Origin of the sequence: Anaeromyxobacter sp. Red801, assembly GCF_049201065.2 — a bacterium.
GTDB lineage: Bacteria > Myxococcota > Myxococcia > Myxococcales > Anaeromyxobacteraceae > Anaeromyxobacter.
The window spans coordinates 387968-404935 of the sequence record NZ_CM181236.1 but is presented as its reverse complement, the minus strand read 5'-3'; the positions used below and the strand labels follow the sequence as shown (position 1 = coordinate 404935).

The window sequence follows — 16968 nt, the reverse complement described above, 5'->3', positions numbered from 1 at the left end:
CCCGCCCCTGCGCGCCCGCGCGCAGCGGCACAGGCGCGCGCGCCGCCTCGCGAATCCGGCCGGGCGCGCCCGCGCGGCGCGCTGGCACCCCGGTTGCTGAAGCGGCCCCCGGCGCCCGCGCGGCGGGCCCCGGCCGTCCACGGTGGACGCCCCGGGCCGCGCGCCGGCGAAGGAGGCCCCATGGACGCTCTCACCCTCGCGCGGCTCCAGTTCGCGGTGACCGCCGGGTTCCACTTCCTGTTCCCGCCGATCACCATCGGCCTGGGCTGGCTGCTCGTGCTGGCCGAGTGGTTCGGCTGGCGGAAGCAGGACGCGGTCTACGTCGAGGTGGCGAAGTTCTTCGGCAGGCTGTTCGCGATCACCTTCGCGGTCGGCGTCGCCACCGGCATCGTGATGGAGTTCCAGTTCGGCACGAACTGGTCGGCCTACTCGAAGTTCGTGGGCGACATCTTCGGCGCGCCGCTCGCCGCCGAGGGCGTGTTCGCGTTCTTCCTCGAGTCCACCTTCCTCGGCCTGTACCTGTGGGGCCGCGGGCGGGTCTCGAAGGGCCTGCACTGGTTCTCGGCGCTCATGGTCGCGGTCGGCGCCACGCTGTCGGCGTTCTGGATCATCGTCGCGAACTCGTGGCAGCAGACGCCCACCGGCTACGTGGTGCGGAACGGCCGCGCCGAGCTGGTGGACTTCTGGGCGGCGGTCTGGAACCCGTCCACGCTGCCGCGCTACTTCCACACGGTGGTGGGCGCGCTGGTGGTGGGCGCGTTCGTGATGGCGGGGGTGGCCGCCTGGCACCTGCTCCGCGACCCCGCGTCGGCGTTCGCGCGCAAGTCCATGAAGCTCGCGGTGGCCTGGGGCCTGCTCGTCTCCTGCCTCGAGGTGATGCCGTTCGGCCACCTCCACGCGCAGCAGGTCGCGCGCACGCAGCCGGAGAAGTTCGCGGCCATCGAGGGGCTCTACACCAGCCAAACCGGCGCGCCGCTGGTGCTGTTCGCGGTGCCGTTCTCCGAGCCGCCGCGGCTGAAGGGCACGCTCGAGATCCCGGGCCTGCTCTCCTGGATGGCGTTCGGCGACACCGGCGCCCACGTGCAGGGGCTCGACCGGTTCCCGCCCGAGAACCGGCCGCCGCTCTGGCTCACCTTCGTGTCGTTCCACAACATGGTGGCGCTGGGCGTGTGGTTCATCGCGATCATGGCCTGGGCCGCGTGGCAGTGGTACCGCGGCCTGCTCTGGACCGACCGGCGCACCCTGCGCGCCCTGCTCGTCTCGCTGCCGCTGCCGGTGGTGGCCTGCCAGCTCGGGTGGGTGGCCGCCGAGGTGGGCCGCCAGCCCTGGATCGTCTACGGCCTGCTGCGCACCGGCCAGGCCCACTCGCCCACCGTCACCGCCGCCGAGATCGCGCTCTCGCTGGGCCTGTTCGGCCTGGTGTACCTCGCGCTCGGCGCGCTGTGGCTGACGCTGATGGTGAAGAAGGCGCGCGTCGCGCCGCGCCTCCCCGCCGCCGAGCAGGCGCGGGCCGCCGCCTGAGAGGAGACCGACCATGGATCTCAACGTCGTCTGGTTCGTGCTGGTGGGCGTCCTCATCGCCGGGTACGCGGTGCTCGACGGGTTCGACCTCGGCGTGGGCGTGCTGTCGCTGCTCGCCCGCGACGAGCAGGAGCGCCAGGTCCACCTGAAGTCGATCGGCCCGGTGTGGGACGGCAACGAGGTGTGGCTGCTCACCGGCGGCGGCGCGCTGTTCGCCGCGTTCCCGGTGGTCTACGCCACGGTGTTCAGCGGCTTCTACCTCGCGCTCATGCTGCTGCTGCTCGCGCTCATCGCCCGGGCGGTGGCGCTCGAGTTCCGCTCGCAGCTCGACGGGGCGGCCTGGCGGCGCGGCTTCGACCTCGCGTTCGGCGTCGGGAGCCTCCTCCCCGCGGTGCTGCTCGGCGTGGCGGTCGGCAACGTGCTGCGCGGCGTCCGGTCACCGCCGCGCAGGAGTGGGCGGGCAGCTTCCTCGGCCTGCTCCACCCGTACCCGGTGCTGGTGGGGCTGGTGTCGCTCTCGATGTTCACGATGCACGGCGCGCTCTGGCTGCGCATGAAGTCCGAGGGCGCGCTCGAGGCCCGGATGGCCCGCTGGATCCCGCGGCTGTGGGGCGCGTTCGTCGCCACCTACGCCATCGCCACCGCCGCCTCGCTGGTGGAGGCGCCGCACCTGTTCGCCGGCGTGCTCGCGAACCCGCTCTTCCTCGCGCTGACGTTGCTGGTGGTGGCGTCGATCGCCGCGATCCCGGCGCTGAGCCGCCGCGGCGCGGCCGGCAAGGCGTTCCTCGCCTCGTCGGTGGCCATCGTCTCGATGATCCTCGTGGCGGCCGTCTCGATGTTCCCGCGGCTCGTGCCCTCCTCGATCGACCCGGCGAACAGCCTCACCATCTACAACGCGTCCTCCTCGCCCCGGACGCTGGCGGTGATGCTGGTGATCGCGCTGGTCGGGATGCCGCTCGTGATCGGCTACACCGTGCTCGTCTACCGCGTGTTCCGCGGCAAGGTCCGCCCCGGCACCGGCGGCCACTACGACGAGCCCGTTCGCGCCGTCCCGTCCTAGGGGCCGTCCCCGCCCCGAAGGTCCGGCGGCCCCCCTTCCGCCGGTCCCCGCCGCCTCGTCAACCGTGACCTCCAGGCACGGTTGACGAGGCGGTCCTCGCTGGTATCCTGGGCGCTCCGGCCCAGCGATGCCCTTCCTCGTCACCGACAGCGGCGTGCGCCTCGCGTACGCGGACCGCGGCGCCGGCGCGCCGCTCGTGCTGGTCCACGGCTGGTCGCTCTCCTCCGCCGCGTTCGGCGGGCTCGCCGCGCGGCTCCCCGGGCACCGGCTGGTCATGCCCGACCTGCGCGGCCACGGCGACTCCGGCCCCGCCGCCTTCGGCCTGGAGGACCTCGGCCGCGACCTCGCGCTGCTGCTGGATCGCCTCGGCCTCGAGGGCGCGGTGCTGGCGGGCTGGTCGCTCGGCGCCCAGGCCGCGCTCGCCGCGCTCCCCGCGGTGCGCCGCCGGCTGGCCGGGCTGGTGCTGATCTCCGGGACCCCGTGCTTCACGCTCCGTGACGGCTGGCCGCACGGCCTGCCCGCGCAGGCGCTGGAGGTGCTGGCGCACCGGGTCCGCCGCGATCCGGCGCGCGCGGCGGCCCGCTTCTTCGACGGCATGTTCGCGCCCGGCGAGCTCGACGGGCCGGCCGGCGCGCGCGCGGCGGCGCTCCGCGCCGCCATCCCGCCGCCCGCCGCGGCCGCGGCGCTGGCCGGCCTCGACGTGCTCGCCGCGGCCGACCTCCGGCCCGCGCTCGCCGCGGTCGATCTGCCCGCGCTCGTGATCCACGGCACGGCCGACCCGATCTGCCCGCCGGGCGCGGGACGGGCGCTCGCGGCGGGCATCCCGGGCGCGCGCCTCGCGCTCCTCCCCGGCGCCGGCCACGCGCCGCACCTGGCGCGCCCGGACGAGGTCGCCGCGCTGCTCCGCTCGTTCCCCGCCGCGGCCGGGGTGGTGGCCGCGTGAACCGCGTGGACAAGCGGCGGGTGGGGGCGGCGTTCTCCCGCTCCGCCGCGGCCTACGACGCGCGCGCCGCGGTGCAGCGCGAGGTGCAGGACCGCGTGCTCGCCCTGGTCGCGGAGACCGCCCCGGGCGCGCGGCGCGTGCTCGACGTCGGCGCCGGCACCGGCGCGCTGCTGGCCCGGCTGGCCGCGGCGCGCCCCGGGCTGCGGCCCGCGGCGGTGGACCTCGCGCCGGGGATGGCGGCGGCGGCGCGCGCGCGCCTGCCCGGCGCCGCGGTGGCGGCCGGCGACGCGGAGGCGCTGCCGTTCGGCGACGCGCGCTTCGACCTGTTCCTCTCCACCTCGGCGTTCCAGTGGCTGCCGCGCCTCGAGCCGGCCTTCGCCGAGGCGCGCCGGGTGCTCGCGCCGGGCGGCGTGCTCGCGGTGGCGCTGTTCGGCGCCCGCACGCTGCACGAGCTGCGCGGCGCGTGGCGCGACGCGGCCGGCCCGGGGCCGGGCGAGCGGACCCACCGCTTCTTCGACCGCGACGAGGTCGCCGCGGCGCTCGCCGCCGCCGGCCTGCGGGTCCGCGCCGTGGTCGAGGAGGAGCGCCGCGAGCGCCACCCGGACGCGCGCGCGGTGCTGCGCGCGCTGAAGGAGATCGGCGCGAGCCCCGCGGTGCCCGGCGCGCGCGGGCTGGGCGGGCGCGGCGCCACGCTCGAGCTGCTCCGGCTGTACGAGGCCCGCCACGGCGGGCCGGCCGGCGTGCCCGCGACCTGGCACGTGGTGTACGCGCTCGCGCAGCGCTGACCCCACCGTGTGGGCGCTACACCCAGCCCGGTACCCTGCCGGCCGGCGGCCGCCGCGCTACCCTCTCGCGATGTCCCGCGCCCGCCGATTCCCCGCCGCCGTGCTCGCCGCGCTCGGCGCCGCCGCGCTCGCCGCCTCGCCCGCGATCGCAGCCGCGGATGCGGACGCGCCCGACGAGGCCCACTCCGCGCCGGGCCGCGGCGCGGCCCGGCCCCTCCACCGTGCCCCCTGGTACGTGGGCTTCGGCCTGGGCTACGGGACGGGGACGGTGGGCTCGAGCGGCGATCGCCGCACCTTCCGCGACCTGGTCGGCGGCACCTCCACCTCGTTCGCGGCGCAGCTCGAGGCCGGCGCCACGCTCGGCGCCCGCACCCTGCTCGGCGGCGAGCTGCTGGTCGCGGGCGCCGCCGCGCACCCCGACGATCCGCTGCTCGGCCGCACCACGCGCACCCTCCGCGTCGCGAACCTCGACGCGGTGCTCACGTTCTTCCCGCTCGGCGACGGGCTCTTCTTCCGCGCCGGCGCCGGCGCGTCGCGCCTCTCTCTCTCCGTGAAGTCCGCCTCGGGCAGCGAGGGCGAGGCCCACCTCGGCACGAACGTGCTCGGCGGGATCGGGTACGCGTTCCGGATCGGCCGCCGCTTCAGCCTGAGCATGAAGCTCGACGGCTCGCGCCAGTGGTACCGCGGCGCGACCGGGCCCGGCACCTCGCGCTTCTGGGCCGCCTACGGCGGCTTCGCCTGGTACTGATCGTCCGGGGCAGCGTGCGCGCGCACATGCGGGCCGTCTCCCGGTCCGGGGACATGTCCCGCGGCGTCGCCCTCGACGTGGGGAGTCGCGAACGGCGGAGCACCCACCATCCCTGACCGGCTCGCACCCGATAGCGTCGCGTCGCGCGTTCACGGCCCTTTCCGCCCCATGGCGGCCGCGCTAGTGTTCGCTCGTTGCTCCGTTCGATGGTCGAAGGGGGATCCCATCGCTCGCCTGGCCCAGAGACTCGCGCTCGCCGCACCCGTGGCCCCGCAGGCCGAGGTCGAGGCCGACGTCCTCGACCTCGCCGACGCCGCGGATCACGACGCGGTCGAGCGCACCCTCGCCGGCGACACCGACGCGTTCGCGAGCGTGGTCCGCCGCTACGCCGGCGGGCTGGTCGGGACCTGCAGCCGCATGGTGGGTGACGCGCGCCTCGGCGAGGAGCTCGCGCAGGAGGCGCTCGCGCGCGCCTACACGCGCCTCGCCTCGTTCCGCGGCGACTGCCGCTTCCGCCACTGGCTCTACCGCATCGCCGTGAACGGCTGCCGCGACTGGCTGAAGGCCGGCGCGCGGGCGGAGCGCGCCAGCGATCTCTCCGGCGACGAGCTGGTGAGCGCGGTGGACCCGGAGCGCGACGCCGCCGCCCGGCAGGCGGTGCTCGCGCTCCAGAGCGCGCTCGCCGCGCTCCCGGCCAAGTACCGCGAGGCGTTCACGCTGTTCCACGTCGAGAACCTCCCCTACGAGGAGATCGAGGCGGCCACCGGCGTCCGCGTCAACGCGCTGAAGGTGCGCGTGCACCGCGCCCGCCTCATGCTGCGCGAGCGCCTCGGCGACCTGCTCGATCCGGAGGAGGTGCTGCCGTGACCGAGCGCGAGCTCCAGGACCTGCTGGACGGCCGCCCCGGCCCGCTCGCGGCGGAGCGGCTGCTGTCGTCCCTGCCGCCGGAGGAGCGCCAGGCCGCGCTCCGCCTGGTGGCGCTCTCGCGCCTGGCCGGCGCCGGCGCGCGCCCCGCGCCCTCCGACGACTTCGTCCGGCGCACCATGGCGCGCGTGCGCGCCAGCCGCCCGCCGCGGCGGCGGCCGCTCCTCGCCTGGCTGACGGCGCCGCGCCTCTCGCCGCTCGGCGCGCTGGGCGGCGCCGCGGCCGCGGCGTTCCTGGCCGTGGCGGTGGCCCGCTTCCCGGCGCCGCCCGCGCCGTCCGGCCCGCACGCCGCGCGCGCGCCCGAGGCGCCGGTGGTGCTGGCGCGGCTCGCGCTGGCGGCGCCCGGCGCGCGGGTGGTGCGCGTCGCGGGCGACTTCAACGGCTGGAAGCCCGAGGTGACGCCGCTCCGGCGCGGCCCCGACGGCGTGTGGACGGTGGAGGTCCCGCTCCGGCCCGGCCGCCGCTACGAGTACATGTTCGTGGTGGACGGCTCCTGGACCACCGACCCGGGCGCGCGCGCCCTCGCCGACGACGGCTTCGGCGGAAAGAACGCCATCCTGGACCTGTAGGCGTGCTCGCGCCGAGCCTCGTCGCCCTCGCGCTGTGCTCGGCCGCGCACGGCGGCAACGGCCGGCTGGTGCTCTCCGCGCGCGCCGGCGCCGGCTGGGCCGGCGACACCTACCTGGGCGCGGGCATGGGCGGCGGGGCGTTCGCCGAGCTGGCGCCGGCCGCGCGGCTGGACCTCTCGCTGGCGCCGCGGCTGAAGCTGGACGCCACCGGCGAGGTCTCGCTCGCGCGCTACCAGGCGGGCGGCTTCGGCGCCGTCTCCGAGGCGGCCGGGGTCCGCACCCGCTGGCTCGGCGAGGGGTGGGAGGCGTCGCTCGCGGCCGCCGCCGAGCACGCCTCGTTCTCGTCCGGCGTTCCGCTCGGGGACCTCGCCGCCGGGCCGCAGGTGGACGCCACCACGGCGGCGCTCCTCACGCCGCAGCTGCGGGTGCGGACCGGACCGGTCGCGGTGCGCGCCGCGGCCACCGGCGCGCTGCGCTCGTCTCGCGCCTCCGGGGACCGGGTGGGCGAGCGCGGGATCGCGGCGCTCGCCGCGGTGGAGTGGGCGCCGTCGCGGCGCGCGGCGGTGGAGCTGTCGCTCCGGCACGAGCGCGTGACGAGCGAGGTCCCCGAGTTCGAGCTGCGCGCCTGGGGCGGCGCGGTGAGCGCGCTCGTCCGCCCCGCCGGCGCGCTCGAGGCGTCGGCGGTGGCGCAGGGGCACCGCGCCGCGCTGCACGGCGGCGTGGACGAGACCGTCTGGCGCGCCACGCTGGACCTCGCGCACCCGGCCGGCCCGGTGTGGCTGGTCGTGTCCGGCGGCTACGCGCGGAGCGCGACGGCCGGCGCCGGGCGCGCCGTGGCCGACCGCGCCGCGGTCTTCGCGGGCGTGCGCGGCAGCGCGAGGGTGCTCTCGTGGTGAGCGCGCGCGGCCGCCTCGCGGCGCTCGCCCTCGCGGCCCTCGCCGGCGCCTGCGCGCCGCGCGCGACCGTCCGCGCGCCCGGGCGGGCGTCCACGCAGGGTGACCCCGCGCCCACCGTGTTCGCCTTCCGGGGACCCGCCGACGCGGTCGCGCTGCGCGGCACGATGACCGGGTGGGACGCCGTCCCCCTCGAGCGCGAGGGCGATCGGTTCGTGCTCGCGATATCGCTCGCGAGCGGTCGATACGAGTACCGCTTCGAGGTGCGCCGCGGCGCCGAACTGCGTATCGTCCTCCCGGAGGACGCCGAGCGGGTGGACGACGGCTTCGGCGGCGAGAACGCGGTCCTCCGCGTCCCGTAACCGCGTGGTCCCACGCTCGTCGAGTCGGGTGGTGCGGACGTCGTCAGAACGGAGACACCGTCGGTGATCGTCGCGCTTTTCCTCACCTCGCTCCTGCTCGGCGTCCCGGCGCCGTCCACGCCGGACCCGGTCCAGGCGGCCGCCGCGGCGGGCGTCCCCTCCGCGCTGGCGCGCGACGTGGCGAGCCGGGCCGCCGCGCGCGGCCTCGCGCCGGAGCGCGCGCTCGCGCCGGTGGTCGAGGCGGCCCGCGCCGGCCTGCCGGGCGAGGTGGTCGCGGCGAAGATCCTCGAGGGCCTGGCCAAGGGCGCGCCGCCGGAGCGCGTGCTCGAGGTCGCCGCCGAGCTGGGCGGTCGGCTCTCGCGCGCGGCGGCGCTGGTGGCGCAGGCGCGGGCCTCGGGGCTGCCGCACCGCGGCGACCGGACCGCGGCGCTCGCCGACCTGGCCGGCGCGCTCGGCGCGGGCGTGCCGCCGGACGCGGTGCTCCAGCTCGTGGACGCGGCCCGCGGCGCGGCCGGCGGGAGCTGCGAGGCGGTGGTGGCGGCGGCGCGCACGCTGGGTGAGCTGGCCCGGCGCGGCGTGCCGGTCCGCGACGCGCTGCCGCTCGGCGCGGCCCTGGCGCAGCGCGCGCCGGCGTCCGCCGGCGAGGTGGCCGCGCTCTACGACGCGTACCGCGCCGAGGGCGGCCGGGACGCCGCCGCGTTCCTGGCCGAGGCGGAGCGACGCGTCGAGGCCGGCGCCGCGCTGCAGGGCATGGTGGACACCTTCGGCGACTCGCCCGACCACCTGGTGCGCGCGCGCAGCCGGGCCGACGACGCCGCCGCCGGCGGCCTGGACAAGGCCTCCGAGCACGTCCGCAGCGCGCGCGAGGGCGTGGGACCCGGATCGCCGCCCGGCCTGGAGCGCGTTCCGCCGGGCCGTGGGCGGAAGAAGCCCAAGTAGGACCGCCGCGCACCAGTCCGTCGCCTTGTGGTCCCCCGAGGGGGCGGGCTAACATCCCGCCGTGGTCGAGGCCGCCCCTTCCATCCCGACGGACTTCAAGCCGCACCTGTTCGGCAAGTTCTTCCTCCTCCAGCGTCTCGCCATCGGCGGGATGGCGGAGATCTACCGTGCCCGCGTCCCGGGCGCGGGCGGGTTCGAGAAGGAGCTGGTGGTGAAGCGCATCCTGCCCGCGCGCGCGCAGGATCACGGCTTCATCAAGATGCTGGTGAACGAGGCGAAGCTCACCGTCCAGCTCACCCACTCGAACATCGCCCAGGTCTACGAGTGCGGGAAGATCGACGGGAACTACTTCATCTCGATGGAGCTGGTGAACGGCGTCTCCCTCAAGGAGATGATGCAGGCGTTCGCCCGCGCCGGCGCGCAGATCTCGCCCGAGCAGGCCATCTACATGGTGCTGCAGCTGCTCACCGGGCTCGACTACGCGCACAAGAAGACCGACGCGCAGGGCCAGCCGCTGCAGATCGTCCACTGCGACGTCTCGCCGGACAACGCGCTCGTCTCCTGGGAAGGCGAGATCAAGCTGCTCGACTTCGGCATCGCGCGCGCCGCCACCGGGCTGTCGAACTACAAGGAAGGCATGCTGATGGGGAAGCTCGGGTACGTCGCGCCCGAGCAGGCCTCGCTGGAGCGGCGCTGGGACCACCGGGTGGACCTGTTCGCCGCGGGGATCCTGCTGTACGAGCTGCTCACCAAGCAGAAGCCCTTCCCCAAGGCCACCGACGTCGAGTCGCTCGTCGCCGCGCGCAAGGCGCGGGTGGTGCCGCCCACCTCCATCGACCCGCGCCTGCCCAAGGAGATCGACTCCATCGTGGCGCGGGCGCTCGCCTACGATCCCGACGAGCGCTTCACCGACGCGCGCGCGTTCGCCGGCGCGCTGGTGGACGTGCTCTTCCCCACCCCGCAGTCGTCCATCCAGGACCTGCTGGGCAAGCAGATGCAGCAGGTGTTCGCGGAGAAGATCGCGCGCCAGCGCAGCGCGCGCGCCCACGACCCGCTCATCATGAAGGTGCTCTCCAACCTCGCCGAGAAGCAGCAGGCGCAGGCGGAGTACGAGCGGCTCTCGGCGCCCGCCACCACCCCGCCGGCGGGGCTGCCCGCCGCGGCGGGCCCGGGCGCGTCGCCCTTCGACCCCATCGCGCCGCTGCCGGCGGACGTGCTCCCCGCCGCCGAGCCGGCGCGGCCCGCGCCGCGCAAGGCGCGCAGCCACCGCCCGCCGCCGCGCGAGGGCATCCGGCTGCGCACCGCCGTGCTGGTCGGCCTGGTGCTGGCGGTCGGCGGCGCCGCCGGCCTGCACTACGCCGAGACCTGGCTGCGCACCGGCGTCCTGGTGGTCACCTCCGAGCCGCCCGGCGCCGAGATCACGCTGGACGGCGTCCGCTCCGGCGCGACCACGCCGGCCGTGCTGGAGGGGCTGGTCCTGTCCAGGCCGCACCAGGTCGCGCTGGACGGGCCGGGCGTGCGCGCGGTCACGATGGACCTGGCGCCGGTGCCGGGCACGCTGGTGCGGCGCGTCCACGCGCGGCTCGAGACCGCGCTCGGCGCGGTGACGATCGAGAGCGAGCCGGCCGGGGCCGAGGTGCGCCTGGACGGGCGCGTGGTGGGCCGCGCCCCGGTGACCGTGCTGGGCGTGCGCCTCGACGAGCGGCACCGCGTTGACCTCACCCTCCCCGGCCACGAGATCGACCAGTTCGTGGTGCTGCCGGAGAAGGACGGCACGCGCTTCACCCGCAAGCTGGGCCGCAGCGATCAGCCCGAGCCGCGCGGGAAGGCGATCGGGCCGTAGCCCGGGGGATCGGCGCGCGATGAAGCTCGTCATCGAGGACGCCGAGGGGACGCGGTCGGTGGTGCCGTTCGACGGCGACGAGCTCACCGTGGGCCGGGCGCCCGAGGGCAACACCTTCCACATGGCCGACCGCGACGTGTCGCGGCGCCACGCGCGCTTCCTCCGCGCCGGGGGCGCGGTGTTCGTCGAGGACCTGGGCAGCCTCACCGGCACGCGCGTGAACGGCGAGCGGATCGCCGCGCGGAGGCGGCTGCGCGAGGGCGACCTGATCGAGATCGGTGCCTACGATCTCGCGCTGCTGCCCGACGTGGACGCGGCCGGCGCCGGCGCGCCCCCGCCCATCCCGCACGGCGCGCGCACGCCCGATCCGTCCGCGGGCCGCCGCACGCCGGACCCGGCGGCGACGCCGCCGTCCGGGCGCCCCACGCCGCAGGGCCTGCGCGCCCCGGTGTCCGCGGCGCCCGCCGCGCCCGCGCCCACCGCGCCGGCGCCGGCCCCGCCCGCCGCCGCGCCGGCCCGGCCCGCCCCGCCCGTCGCCGCGCCGCCGCCTCCTGCCGCCCCGGTGGCGGTCCCGGCCCCTGCGCCCGCGCCGGCGCCCGCCGCACCCGCCGCCGGGGCGACCGCGCCCGTCGTCCCGGCGGCGGCGCCCGCCGCGCGCCGGGCCCCCGGCGCCGGGCGGACGATCGCGCTGGCCGTGATCGCGGGCGCGGTGGCGCTCGCGCTGGGGCTCGCCGCCGGCTGGGCCGTGGGCCGCCTCGGCGCCGCGCCCGCCGAGCCTCCCGGCGCGCCCGCCCCGCGCTAGGCCACGCCGCCGCGCCTCACTCGCCGCGGAAGCGCGGCGGCCGCCGCTCGGCGCGCGCCTGCCGCGCCTCGCGCATGTCCGCGCTCTCGAACGCGCGGCGCCGCAGCCCGGCGATCTCCTCGCGCTCCCGCTCGGAGAGGCCGCGCTCGTGCGTGCCCTCGAGGAGCTGCAGGATCCGCTTCATCCCCTGCACCGCCAGCGGCGCGTTGGCCGCGATCTCGTCGGCGAGCGCGAGCGCCACCGCCTCGGCGCCGGCGGCGGGCGCGAGCCGGTTCACCAGGCCCCACGCCAGCGCGGTGGCGGCGTCCACCGGCCGGCCGACGAGGAACAGCTCGCGCGTGCGCGCCGCGCCCACCAGGCCGAGGAAGCGCCGGATGCCGCCCTCCGGGTAGACCACCCCGAGCTTCGCCGGCGGCAACCCGAGCAGCGCTCCCTCGCGCGCGACCCGCAGGTCGCAGGTGGCCGCGAGCTCCAGCCCGCCGCCGAACGCGCTGCCGTTCAGGAACGCCACCGTCGGGCAGGGCACCGCCGACAGCGCGTCCGCGGCGCGCTCCACCGCCTCGTCCGGGCGCAGCCCGGCGCGCGAGGTCCGGCCCATCTCGGCGAGGTCGAACCCGGACGAGAACGCGTCCTCGCCCGCGCCGCGGAGCAGCAGGCACCGCACCCCGTCGCGCGCGGCGGCGGCGCAGGCCTCCTCCAGCTCGTCCAGCGCGCGGAAGTCGAGCGCGTTCCGCTTGGCGACGTTGTCGACGACGAGGACCCGGACCAGGCCGCGGTCCTCGGTGCGGACGCGCCGGCCGGTCATCCGACGACCAGCAGGACGTCACCCTCGGTGACCGACTGGCCCTCGCGGCAGCGCACCTCCTGCACCGTCCCGCCGTCCTCGGCCTCGAGCGGCATCTCCATCTTCATCGACTCGAGGACCACCAGCACGTCGCCGGGGCTGACCGGGTCCCCGGGCTTCTTCTCGATCCTCACCACGGTGCCGGTGATGTGCGCGGCGACGTTCGCCATCGGTGTCTCCGTCTCGGGCGCCGGACGTGGGCGCGTGCGGGCCGAAGGTAGCTTGCCCGCCGGGGCCCGGCAACGGGCACGGTGGGCGCCGCGCCCCACGTCCTCGCCCGGCACCCGCCGCGCCGCGCGCGGCCGCGCCGCCGGGCGGCTATCCTCGGGAGCAGGGTCCGCCGCCGGGCCCGCCACCCCCGGGAGCCGCCATGTCTTACGCCGCCGAGCCCAGCCTGCAGGAGCGCTACGCCCCCCGGAACGCCTGCTTCGGCTGCGGCCCGGCCAACGCGAAGGGGCTGCGCGTGCGGAGCTTCGAGCGCGGGGACGAGGTCGTGGCCGAGTGGCAGGCCGAGCGGCACCACGAGGCGTTCGAGGGCATGCTCTCCGGCGGCATCACCGGCACGCTGCTCGACTGCCACTCCAACTGGACGGCGGCGGTGCACCTGATGCGCAAGGCCGGCCTGGACGCGCCGCCCTGCACGGTGACCGCCGACTTCCACGTGAAGCTCCTGCGTCCGACGCCCACCGGCGGGCCGGTCCGGCTGGCGGCGCGGGTGGTGGAGTCCGGCGAGGACCGCGCGGTGGTGGAGGCGACGCTGACCGCGGAGGGGAAGGTGCGCGCCACCTGCCGCGGCACGTTCGTGGCGGTGAAGGAGGGCCACCCGGCCTATCACCGGTGGTGAGCGCCCGCCGGGCGGGCGCTGCGGCCGGAAAGCGAGAGGGCCCGCCGTGGCGGGCCCTCGAGCGCTGGAGGCGTCGTCCTGCTGCCCCCGTTCACCGGCGGGAGGCCGGTTTCGCGTCTGGGTGATCAGTGCCCACCTCGGCGTCGGCCGTCAACGCCTCCCGGCGGGCCTCCTCGCGCGGGGGAGCCGCCTGCGGGCGGGCCGTCCGCCCGTCGAGCAGCGACCGCACCGCGCCGGAGAGATCCTGGTAGCTCACCGGCTTCCGCAGGAACAGCGAGACGCCGAGGCCCGAGAGCCGCTCGCGCTCCTGCTCGCCGCCCGCGGTGATCACCACCACCGGCAGGTGGGCCAGCGTCGGCTCGGCCCGGATCCGCTCCACCAGCGTGATGCCGGACACGATCGGCATGAAGACGTCGGTCACCACCACGTCCACCGGGGGCGCGCGGAGCAGCCGGTCGAACGCCGCCGCGCCGTCGCTCGCCACCTCGATGCCGAGGCCCGGGACGTGCTCGGTCTCGGACAGCCGGCGCAGCGCCGCCGCGTACATGGTGGCGACGAGCGCGTTGTCCTCCACGAGCAGGATCCGGAACGAGGGGTCCGCGTGCCGCACGCCGGCCACGCGCCGCGCCACGTCGGCGAGCCGCGCGCGATCCTCGGGGCGGTCGTCGGGGACGCGCACCGCCACGCCCGCCGGCGAGCCGTCGGCGCCGTCGCGGCGGCGCACCACCTCGATCTGGAGCTCGACCGGCTCGAGGAGCTGGGGGAACGAGAGCACCAGCGTGACGCGCTCGCCCTCCTCGAACGACCGCTCGGTCCGGATGAACAGGCCGCCCGCCGAGAGGTTCTCGGTGTAGTCGAGCACGTTCTCGGCGCCCAGGTACTGGACCGCCAGGATCAGCGGGAACCTGGGGTGCGCGCGCCGTTCGCCGTCCATCACCGCTCCTCGTCCGCGCCGCACGCCGGCGGCCATGACGCTCGCCTACTGTATCGCTTCGCCCGCGGGTCCGCGCCTTCTCGGCCTCGCACCGCGGTGCACCATGAGGGCGCGACGCGCAGAGGTGTGACGCCGTCGGTGCGCCGCGGCGCCGGGATGGTGCGGGCGGGTGTGCGGCCGTGCGGCGCGCACGCCGGAGGTTGCACCTCCCCTCGCGCCGCCGCTATCGTCGGACGGGCTCGCCCGGGCGAGCGGGAGGCGATCATGGCCGGCATCGAGGGGCGCGTGGCGCTGGTCACCGGCGGCGGGCGCGGCATCGGGCGCGCCATCGCGCTCGCGCTGGCGCGCGCAGGGGCGGACGTGGCGGTGGCCGCCCGCAGCGTGCCGGAGATCGAGGCGGTGTCGGCGGAGGTGGCGGCGCTCGGACGCCGCACCCTGTTCCTGCCCCTCGACGTCTCGGACCGCGCCCAGCTCGCCGCCGCGCCGGCGGCGGTGGCGGCCGCGCTGGGCCCGGTGGACGTGCTCGTCAACAACGCCGGCATCCACGCGAGCGCGCCGCTGCAGCGCATGGACGACGAGACCTGGGACGCGCTCCTCGCGGTGGACCTCACCGCGCCGGTGCTGCTCACGCGCGCGTTCCTCCCGTCGATGTACGACCGCGGCTTCGGCCGCGTGATCAACGTCTCGTCGGTCGCGGGCCGGATCGGCCTGAAGTACGGCTGCGCCTACTCGTCGGCCAAGCACGGGCTCATCGGCTTCACCCGGAGCCTGGCGCTCGAGGCGGCGCGCAAGGGCGTGACGGTGAACGCGATCTGCCCGAGCTGGACGGAGACGCGGATGCTGGACGAGGCGGTCGAGGACATCGCCCGCGCCACCGGCCGCACCGAGGCGGAGGCGCGCGCGGCGATCCTGAGGGCGAACCCCCTCGGCCGCGCGGCGCTGCCGGAGGAGGTGGCGGAGGCGGCGGTGTTCCTGGCGCTGAACGGCGCGGTCACCGGCCAGGCCATCCACGTGGACGGCGGCGAGGTGATGGCCTGAAGACGGCGAGGCCGGGCGCGCCAGGGGCGCGTCCGGCCTCGGAGGACGCCGCCGCCCGCGCGGGCGGCGGCCCCGGTCGATCGCTACGGGTTCGCGTTCTGGATGGTGAACTCGACCCGGCGGTTGGCCTCGCGGCCCTTGGCGGTCTTGTTGGACTCGACCGGGCGATCCGGGCCGAAGCCCTTCGCCTCGAGGCGCGACGCGTCCACGCCCTTCGAGACCAGGTAGTCCTTCACCGCCTCGGCGCGCTTCTGCGAGAGCGCCCGGTTCGTCGCCGCGGAGCCGGTGCTGTCGGTGTGGCCCTCGATCGTCACCACGCCGACCTGCGGGTTGGCGGCGACGAGCTTGGCCACGTCGTCGAGCAGCGCGTTGGACTGCGCCTTGATGGTGGCCTTGCCGGTGTCGAAGTAGACCTTCTCCTTGATCTCGATCTTGCCGGCCTTGATCTCGGCGCGCTCCGGCGGGCAGCCCTGGTTCTCGGGGATGCCGGGCTTGTCGGGGCAGCGGTCCTTGTCGTCCGGCACGCCGTCCTTGTCGGAGTCCTTCGGGCAGCCCTGGTTGTCCACGGCGCCGGGCACGCTCGGGCAGCGGTCCAGGCGATCGGGCACGCCGTCACCGTCCGTGTCCTTGTCCGGGCAGCCCTGGTTCTCGGCGACGCCCTTCTCGAGCGGGCAGCGGTCCTGGCCGTTGGGGACGCCGTCGCCGTCGTCGTCCAGCGCCGGGCACTGCTCCGGGGTGTGCGCCTGGCCGGCCGCGCAGGGATCCGGCGGCGGCGGGGGCGGCGGCGGGGCGGCCTTCTTGCCGCCGATGAACGCGAAGCCGATCAGCCCGCGGTAGGTGGGCGTGCCGGGAGACTCCATGAAGCCCGGGCCGCCGAGGGCGTAGATCTCGCCCTCGCCGAAGCTGTAGCGCACGCCGGCGAGCAGCTCGGCGTTCTGCGAGAGCCCGTCGAAGTTGAACGCGCCGCGCGCGGTGAGCTCGGCGCGCAGCTTGCCGGTGGTGGCCACGCCGAGGCCGCCGAGGACCTCGTGCGAGAGCTTCTCGCCGTTCGTCAGCTCCACGTCCTTCGTGCGGAGCTGGCCGCCCGCGTCCGCCATCAGGCGGAGGCCGCCGAACGTCTTCCCGAGCTCGAGGCGCGGGGCGATGATGAAGCCCTTCTCGCCGCCGTAGTCCACCTTGTCCGTCCAGGGGAACACGACCTCCACGGCGATCGCGCTCGCGAGCGGCGCGCCGGCGCGCTCGCTGGTCATCCCGTAGCGGAGCATCGCGGACGGGGCGGCGACGCCGCCCTGCGTCGGGTGGTTGATGCTGCCGCCCGACGGCGACACGTGGTTCTCGGCGTACTGGTAGGCGACGGCCGGCACGTGGATGCCGAGCTCGAGGCGCTTCCAGAGGTTCATCGCCAGGTTCAGGTGGATGGTGGCGCGCTCGCGGAGGAGCTGCGTCTCCTTGCTGCCGTCCGCGAACAGGCCGCGGCCGCGGAGATCGCCGTTGTCCAGGAGCACCATCGGCGACCGCTCGTAGTGGCCGGTGAGCGCCGCGCGGAACTGGCCTTCCTCGAGCACCTCGCCGTCGCCGAGGACGAGCGAGCCGTGCGCCGTCGGATCGAGGCGCAGGCGCTGACTGTCGATCGCCGGCCTGAAGTTCTGGGCGCTGGCCGTGCCGGCGAGCGCCAGCATGGCTGCCACCGCCAGGAAGCGGATACAGCGTGTCATGTGAAACCCCCTGAAATGGGCGGAGTAAGAGTCCCCCCGGGACCTCGAACGGACGGGATTGTGCCACCTCCGGACGACACGGCGTCGGGAATCACGCTACACACCTGAGGGGGGCGACCCTTTCGAGCCGCGAGGCAACCGGCCGCCTTGACGCCCCTATCGGGCTCTGCGCTAATGATCGATTTCTCCGGCGCGCCCCTCGGGC

At 76.6% G+C, this 16968-nt stretch carries 19 protein-coding genes; 15 read left to right on the top strand and 4 right to left on the bottom strand.

Going from position 1 to position 16968, the window contains the following annotated elements:
- Positions 1–180 precede the first annotated feature (180 nt).
- From ACOQFB_RS01775 to ACOQFB_RS01715, 13 genes are all read left to right on the top strand, one after another.
- Positions 181–1521: a cytochrome ubiquinol oxidase subunit I gene (locus tag ACOQFB_RS01775; protein ID WP_059439361.1), complete on the top strand. Its 1341-nt coding sequence runs from the start codon at positions 181–183 to the stop codon at positions 1519–1521.
- A gap of 13 nt (positions 1522–1534) precedes the next feature.
- A complete protein-coding gene (gene cydB, locus ACOQFB_RS01770) occupies positions 1535–2077 on the top strand; it encodes a cytochrome d ubiquinol oxidase subunit II (RefSeq protein ID WP_494492430.1) in 543 nt (180 codons plus the stop codon).
- Positions 2014–2580 carry a cytochrome d ubiquinol oxidase subunit II gene (locus ACOQFB_RS01765; RefSeq protein WP_494492429.1) on the top strand — a complete coding sequence of 189 codons (567 nt, stop codon included), beginning with the start codon at positions 2014–2016 and terminating at the stop codon, positions 2578–2580. The genes cydB and ACOQFB_RS01765 overlap by 64 nt, the downstream gene beginning before the upstream one ends.
- Positions 2581–2707: 127 nt before the next feature.
- The gene (locus ACOQFB_RS01760; RefSeq protein WP_421610713.1) at positions 2708–3523 is read left to right on the top strand and encodes an alpha/beta fold hydrolase; all 816 of its coding nucleotides are present in this window, start codon (positions 2708–2710) and stop codon (positions 3521–3523) included.
- Positions 3520–4308: a methyltransferase domain-containing protein gene (locus ACOQFB_RS01755; protein ID WP_421610712.1), complete on the top strand. Its 789-nt coding sequence runs from the start codon at positions 3520–3522 to the stop codon at positions 4306–4308. The genes ACOQFB_RS01760 and ACOQFB_RS01755 overlap by 4 nt, the downstream gene beginning before the upstream one ends.
- 70 nt (positions 4309–4378) lie before the next feature.
- A complete protein-coding gene (locus ACOQFB_RS01750; protein ID WP_421610711.1) occupies positions 4379–5056 on the top strand; it encodes a hypothetical protein in 678 nt (225 codons plus the stop codon).
- Positions 5057–5320: 264 nt separating this feature from the next.
- Positions 5321–5923: an RNA polymerase sigma factor gene (locus tag ACOQFB_RS01745; RefSeq protein ID WP_421610710.1), complete on the top strand. Its 603-nt coding sequence runs from the start codon at positions 5321–5323 to the stop codon at positions 5921–5923.
- Positions 5920–6549 carry an isoamylase early set domain-containing protein gene (locus tag ACOQFB_RS01740; protein WP_421610709.1) on the top strand — a complete coding sequence of 210 codons (630 nt, stop codon included), beginning with the start codon at positions 5920–5922 and terminating at the stop codon, positions 6547–6549. The genes ACOQFB_RS01745 and ACOQFB_RS01740 overlap by 4 nt, the downstream gene beginning before the upstream one ends.
- Positions 6550–6551: 2 nt before the next feature.
- Positions 6552–7445, top strand: a complete 894-nt coding sequence (locus tag ACOQFB_RS01735; protein WP_421610708.1) for a hypothetical protein — start codon at positions 6552–6554, stop codon at positions 7443–7445.
- Entirely contained in the window at positions 7442–7804 is a 363-nt protein-coding gene (locus ACOQFB_RS01730) for a glycogen-binding domain-containing protein (protein ID WP_494492428.1), read from the top strand. The genes ACOQFB_RS01735 and ACOQFB_RS01730 overlap by 4 nt, the downstream gene beginning before the upstream one ends.
- Positions 7805–7867: 63 nt before the next feature.
- The gene (locus ACOQFB_RS01725; RefSeq protein WP_421610706.1) at positions 7868–8743 is read left to right on the top strand and encodes a hypothetical protein; all 876 of its coding nucleotides are present in this window, start codon (positions 7868–7870) and stop codon (positions 8741–8743) included.
- Positions 8744–8804: 61 nt separating this feature from the next.
- Positions 8805–10586: a serine/threonine-protein kinase gene (locus ACOQFB_RS01720; RefSeq protein ID WP_421610705.1), complete on the top strand. Its 1782-nt coding sequence runs from the start codon at positions 8805–8807 to the stop codon at positions 10584–10586.
- Between the two features lie 19 nt (positions 10587–10605).
- Entirely contained in the window at positions 10606–11388 is a 783-nt protein-coding gene (locus tag ACOQFB_RS01715) for an FHA domain-containing protein (RefSeq protein ID WP_494492427.1), read from the top strand.
- Between the two features lie 16 nt (positions 11389–11404).
- Here the strand turns inward: ACOQFB_RS01715 and ACOQFB_RS01710 are convergent, their stop codons facing one another.
- Both ACOQFB_RS01710 and ACOQFB_RS01705 read right to left on the bottom strand, forming a co-directional pair.
- Positions 11405–12193 carry an enoyl-CoA hydratase-related protein gene (locus ACOQFB_RS01710; protein WP_421610703.1) on the bottom strand — a complete coding sequence of 263 codons (789 nt, stop codon included), beginning with the start codon at positions 12191–12193 and terminating at the stop codon, positions 11405–11407.
- Positions 12190–12402: an acyl-CoA carboxylase biotin carboxyl carrier protein subunit gene (locus ACOQFB_RS01705; protein ID WP_011422791.1), complete on the bottom strand. Its 213-nt coding sequence runs from the start codon at positions 12400–12402 to the stop codon at positions 12190–12192. Before ACOQFB_RS01705 ends, ACOQFB_RS01710 begins: the two co-directional genes overlap by 4 nt.
- 200 nt (positions 12403–12602) lie before the next feature.
- Between ACOQFB_RS01705 and ACOQFB_RS01700 the strand changes: the two genes are divergently transcribed.
- Complete coding sequence (locus tag ACOQFB_RS01700; protein WP_421610702.1) at positions 12603–13076, top strand: PaaI family thioesterase; 474 nt, start codon at positions 12603–12605, stop codon at positions 13074–13076.
- A 91-nt stretch (positions 13077–13167) separates the two neighbouring features.
- On the opposite strand, the gene ACOQFB_RS01695 is transcribed toward ACOQFB_RS01700, so the two are convergent.
- Positions 13168–14010: a response regulator gene (locus tag ACOQFB_RS01695; protein WP_421610701.1), complete on the bottom strand. Its 843-nt coding sequence runs from the start codon at positions 14008–14010 to the stop codon at positions 13168–13170.
- Between the two features lie 264 nt (positions 14011–14274).
- Between ACOQFB_RS01695 and ACOQFB_RS01690 the strand changes: the two genes are divergently transcribed.
- Entirely contained in the window at positions 14275–15048 is a 774-nt protein-coding gene (locus ACOQFB_RS01690) for an SDR family NAD(P)-dependent oxidoreductase (protein WP_059438121.1), read from the top strand.
- A gap of 83 nt (positions 15049–15131) precedes the next feature.
- On the opposite strand, the gene ACOQFB_RS01685 is transcribed toward ACOQFB_RS01690, so the two are convergent.
- The gene (locus tag ACOQFB_RS01685) at positions 15132–16763 is read right to left on the bottom strand and encodes an OmpA family protein (RefSeq protein WP_421610700.1); all 1632 of its coding nucleotides are present in this window, start codon (positions 16761–16763) and stop codon (positions 15132–15134) included.
- Positions 16764–16968: the final 205 nt, after the last annotated feature.

Coding starts and splice junctions, on each gene's coding strand:
- ACOQFB_RS01775 (WP_059439361.1), top strand. CDS start 181: ATGGACGCTCTCACCCTCGCGCGGCTCCAGTTCGCGGTGACCGCCGGG.
- cydB (WP_494492430.1), top strand. CDS start 1,535: ATGGATCTCAACGTCGTCTGGTTCGTGCTGGTGGGCGTCCTCATCGCC.
- ACOQFB_RS01760 (WP_421610713.1), top strand. CDS start 2,708: ATGCCCTTCCTCGTCACCGACAGCGGCGTGCGCCTCGCGTACGCGGAC.
- ACOQFB_RS01750 (WP_421610711.1), top strand. CDS start 4,379: ATGTCCCGCGCCCGCCGATTCCCCGCCGCCGTGCTCGCCGCGCTCGGC.
- ACOQFB_RS01715 (WP_494492427.1), top strand. CDS start 10,606: ATGAAGCTCGTCATCGAGGACGCCGAGGGGACGCGGTCGGTGGTGCCG.
- ACOQFB_RS01710 (WP_421610703.1), bottom strand. CDS start 12,193: ATGACCGGCCGGCGCGTCCGCACCGAGGACCGCGGCCTGGTCCGGGTC.
- ACOQFB_RS01705 (WP_011422791.1), bottom strand. CDS start 12,402: ATGGCGAACGTCGCCGCGCACATCACCGGCACCGTGGTGAGGATCGAG.
- ACOQFB_RS01700 (WP_421610702.1), top strand. CDS start 12,603: ATGTCTTACGCCGCCGAGCCCAGCCTGCAGGAGCGCTACGCCCCCCGG.
- ACOQFB_RS01695 (WP_421610701.1), bottom strand. CDS start 14,010: ATGGACGGCGAACGGCGCGCGCACCCCAGGTTCCCGCTGATCCTGGCG.
- ACOQFB_RS01690 (WP_059438121.1), top strand. CDS start 14,275: ATGGCCGGCATCGAGGGGCGCGTGGCGCTGGTCACCGGCGGCGGGCGC.
- ACOQFB_RS01685 (WP_421610700.1), bottom strand. CDS start 16,763: ATGACACGCTGTATCCGCTTCCTGGCGGTGGCAGCCATGCTGGCGCTC.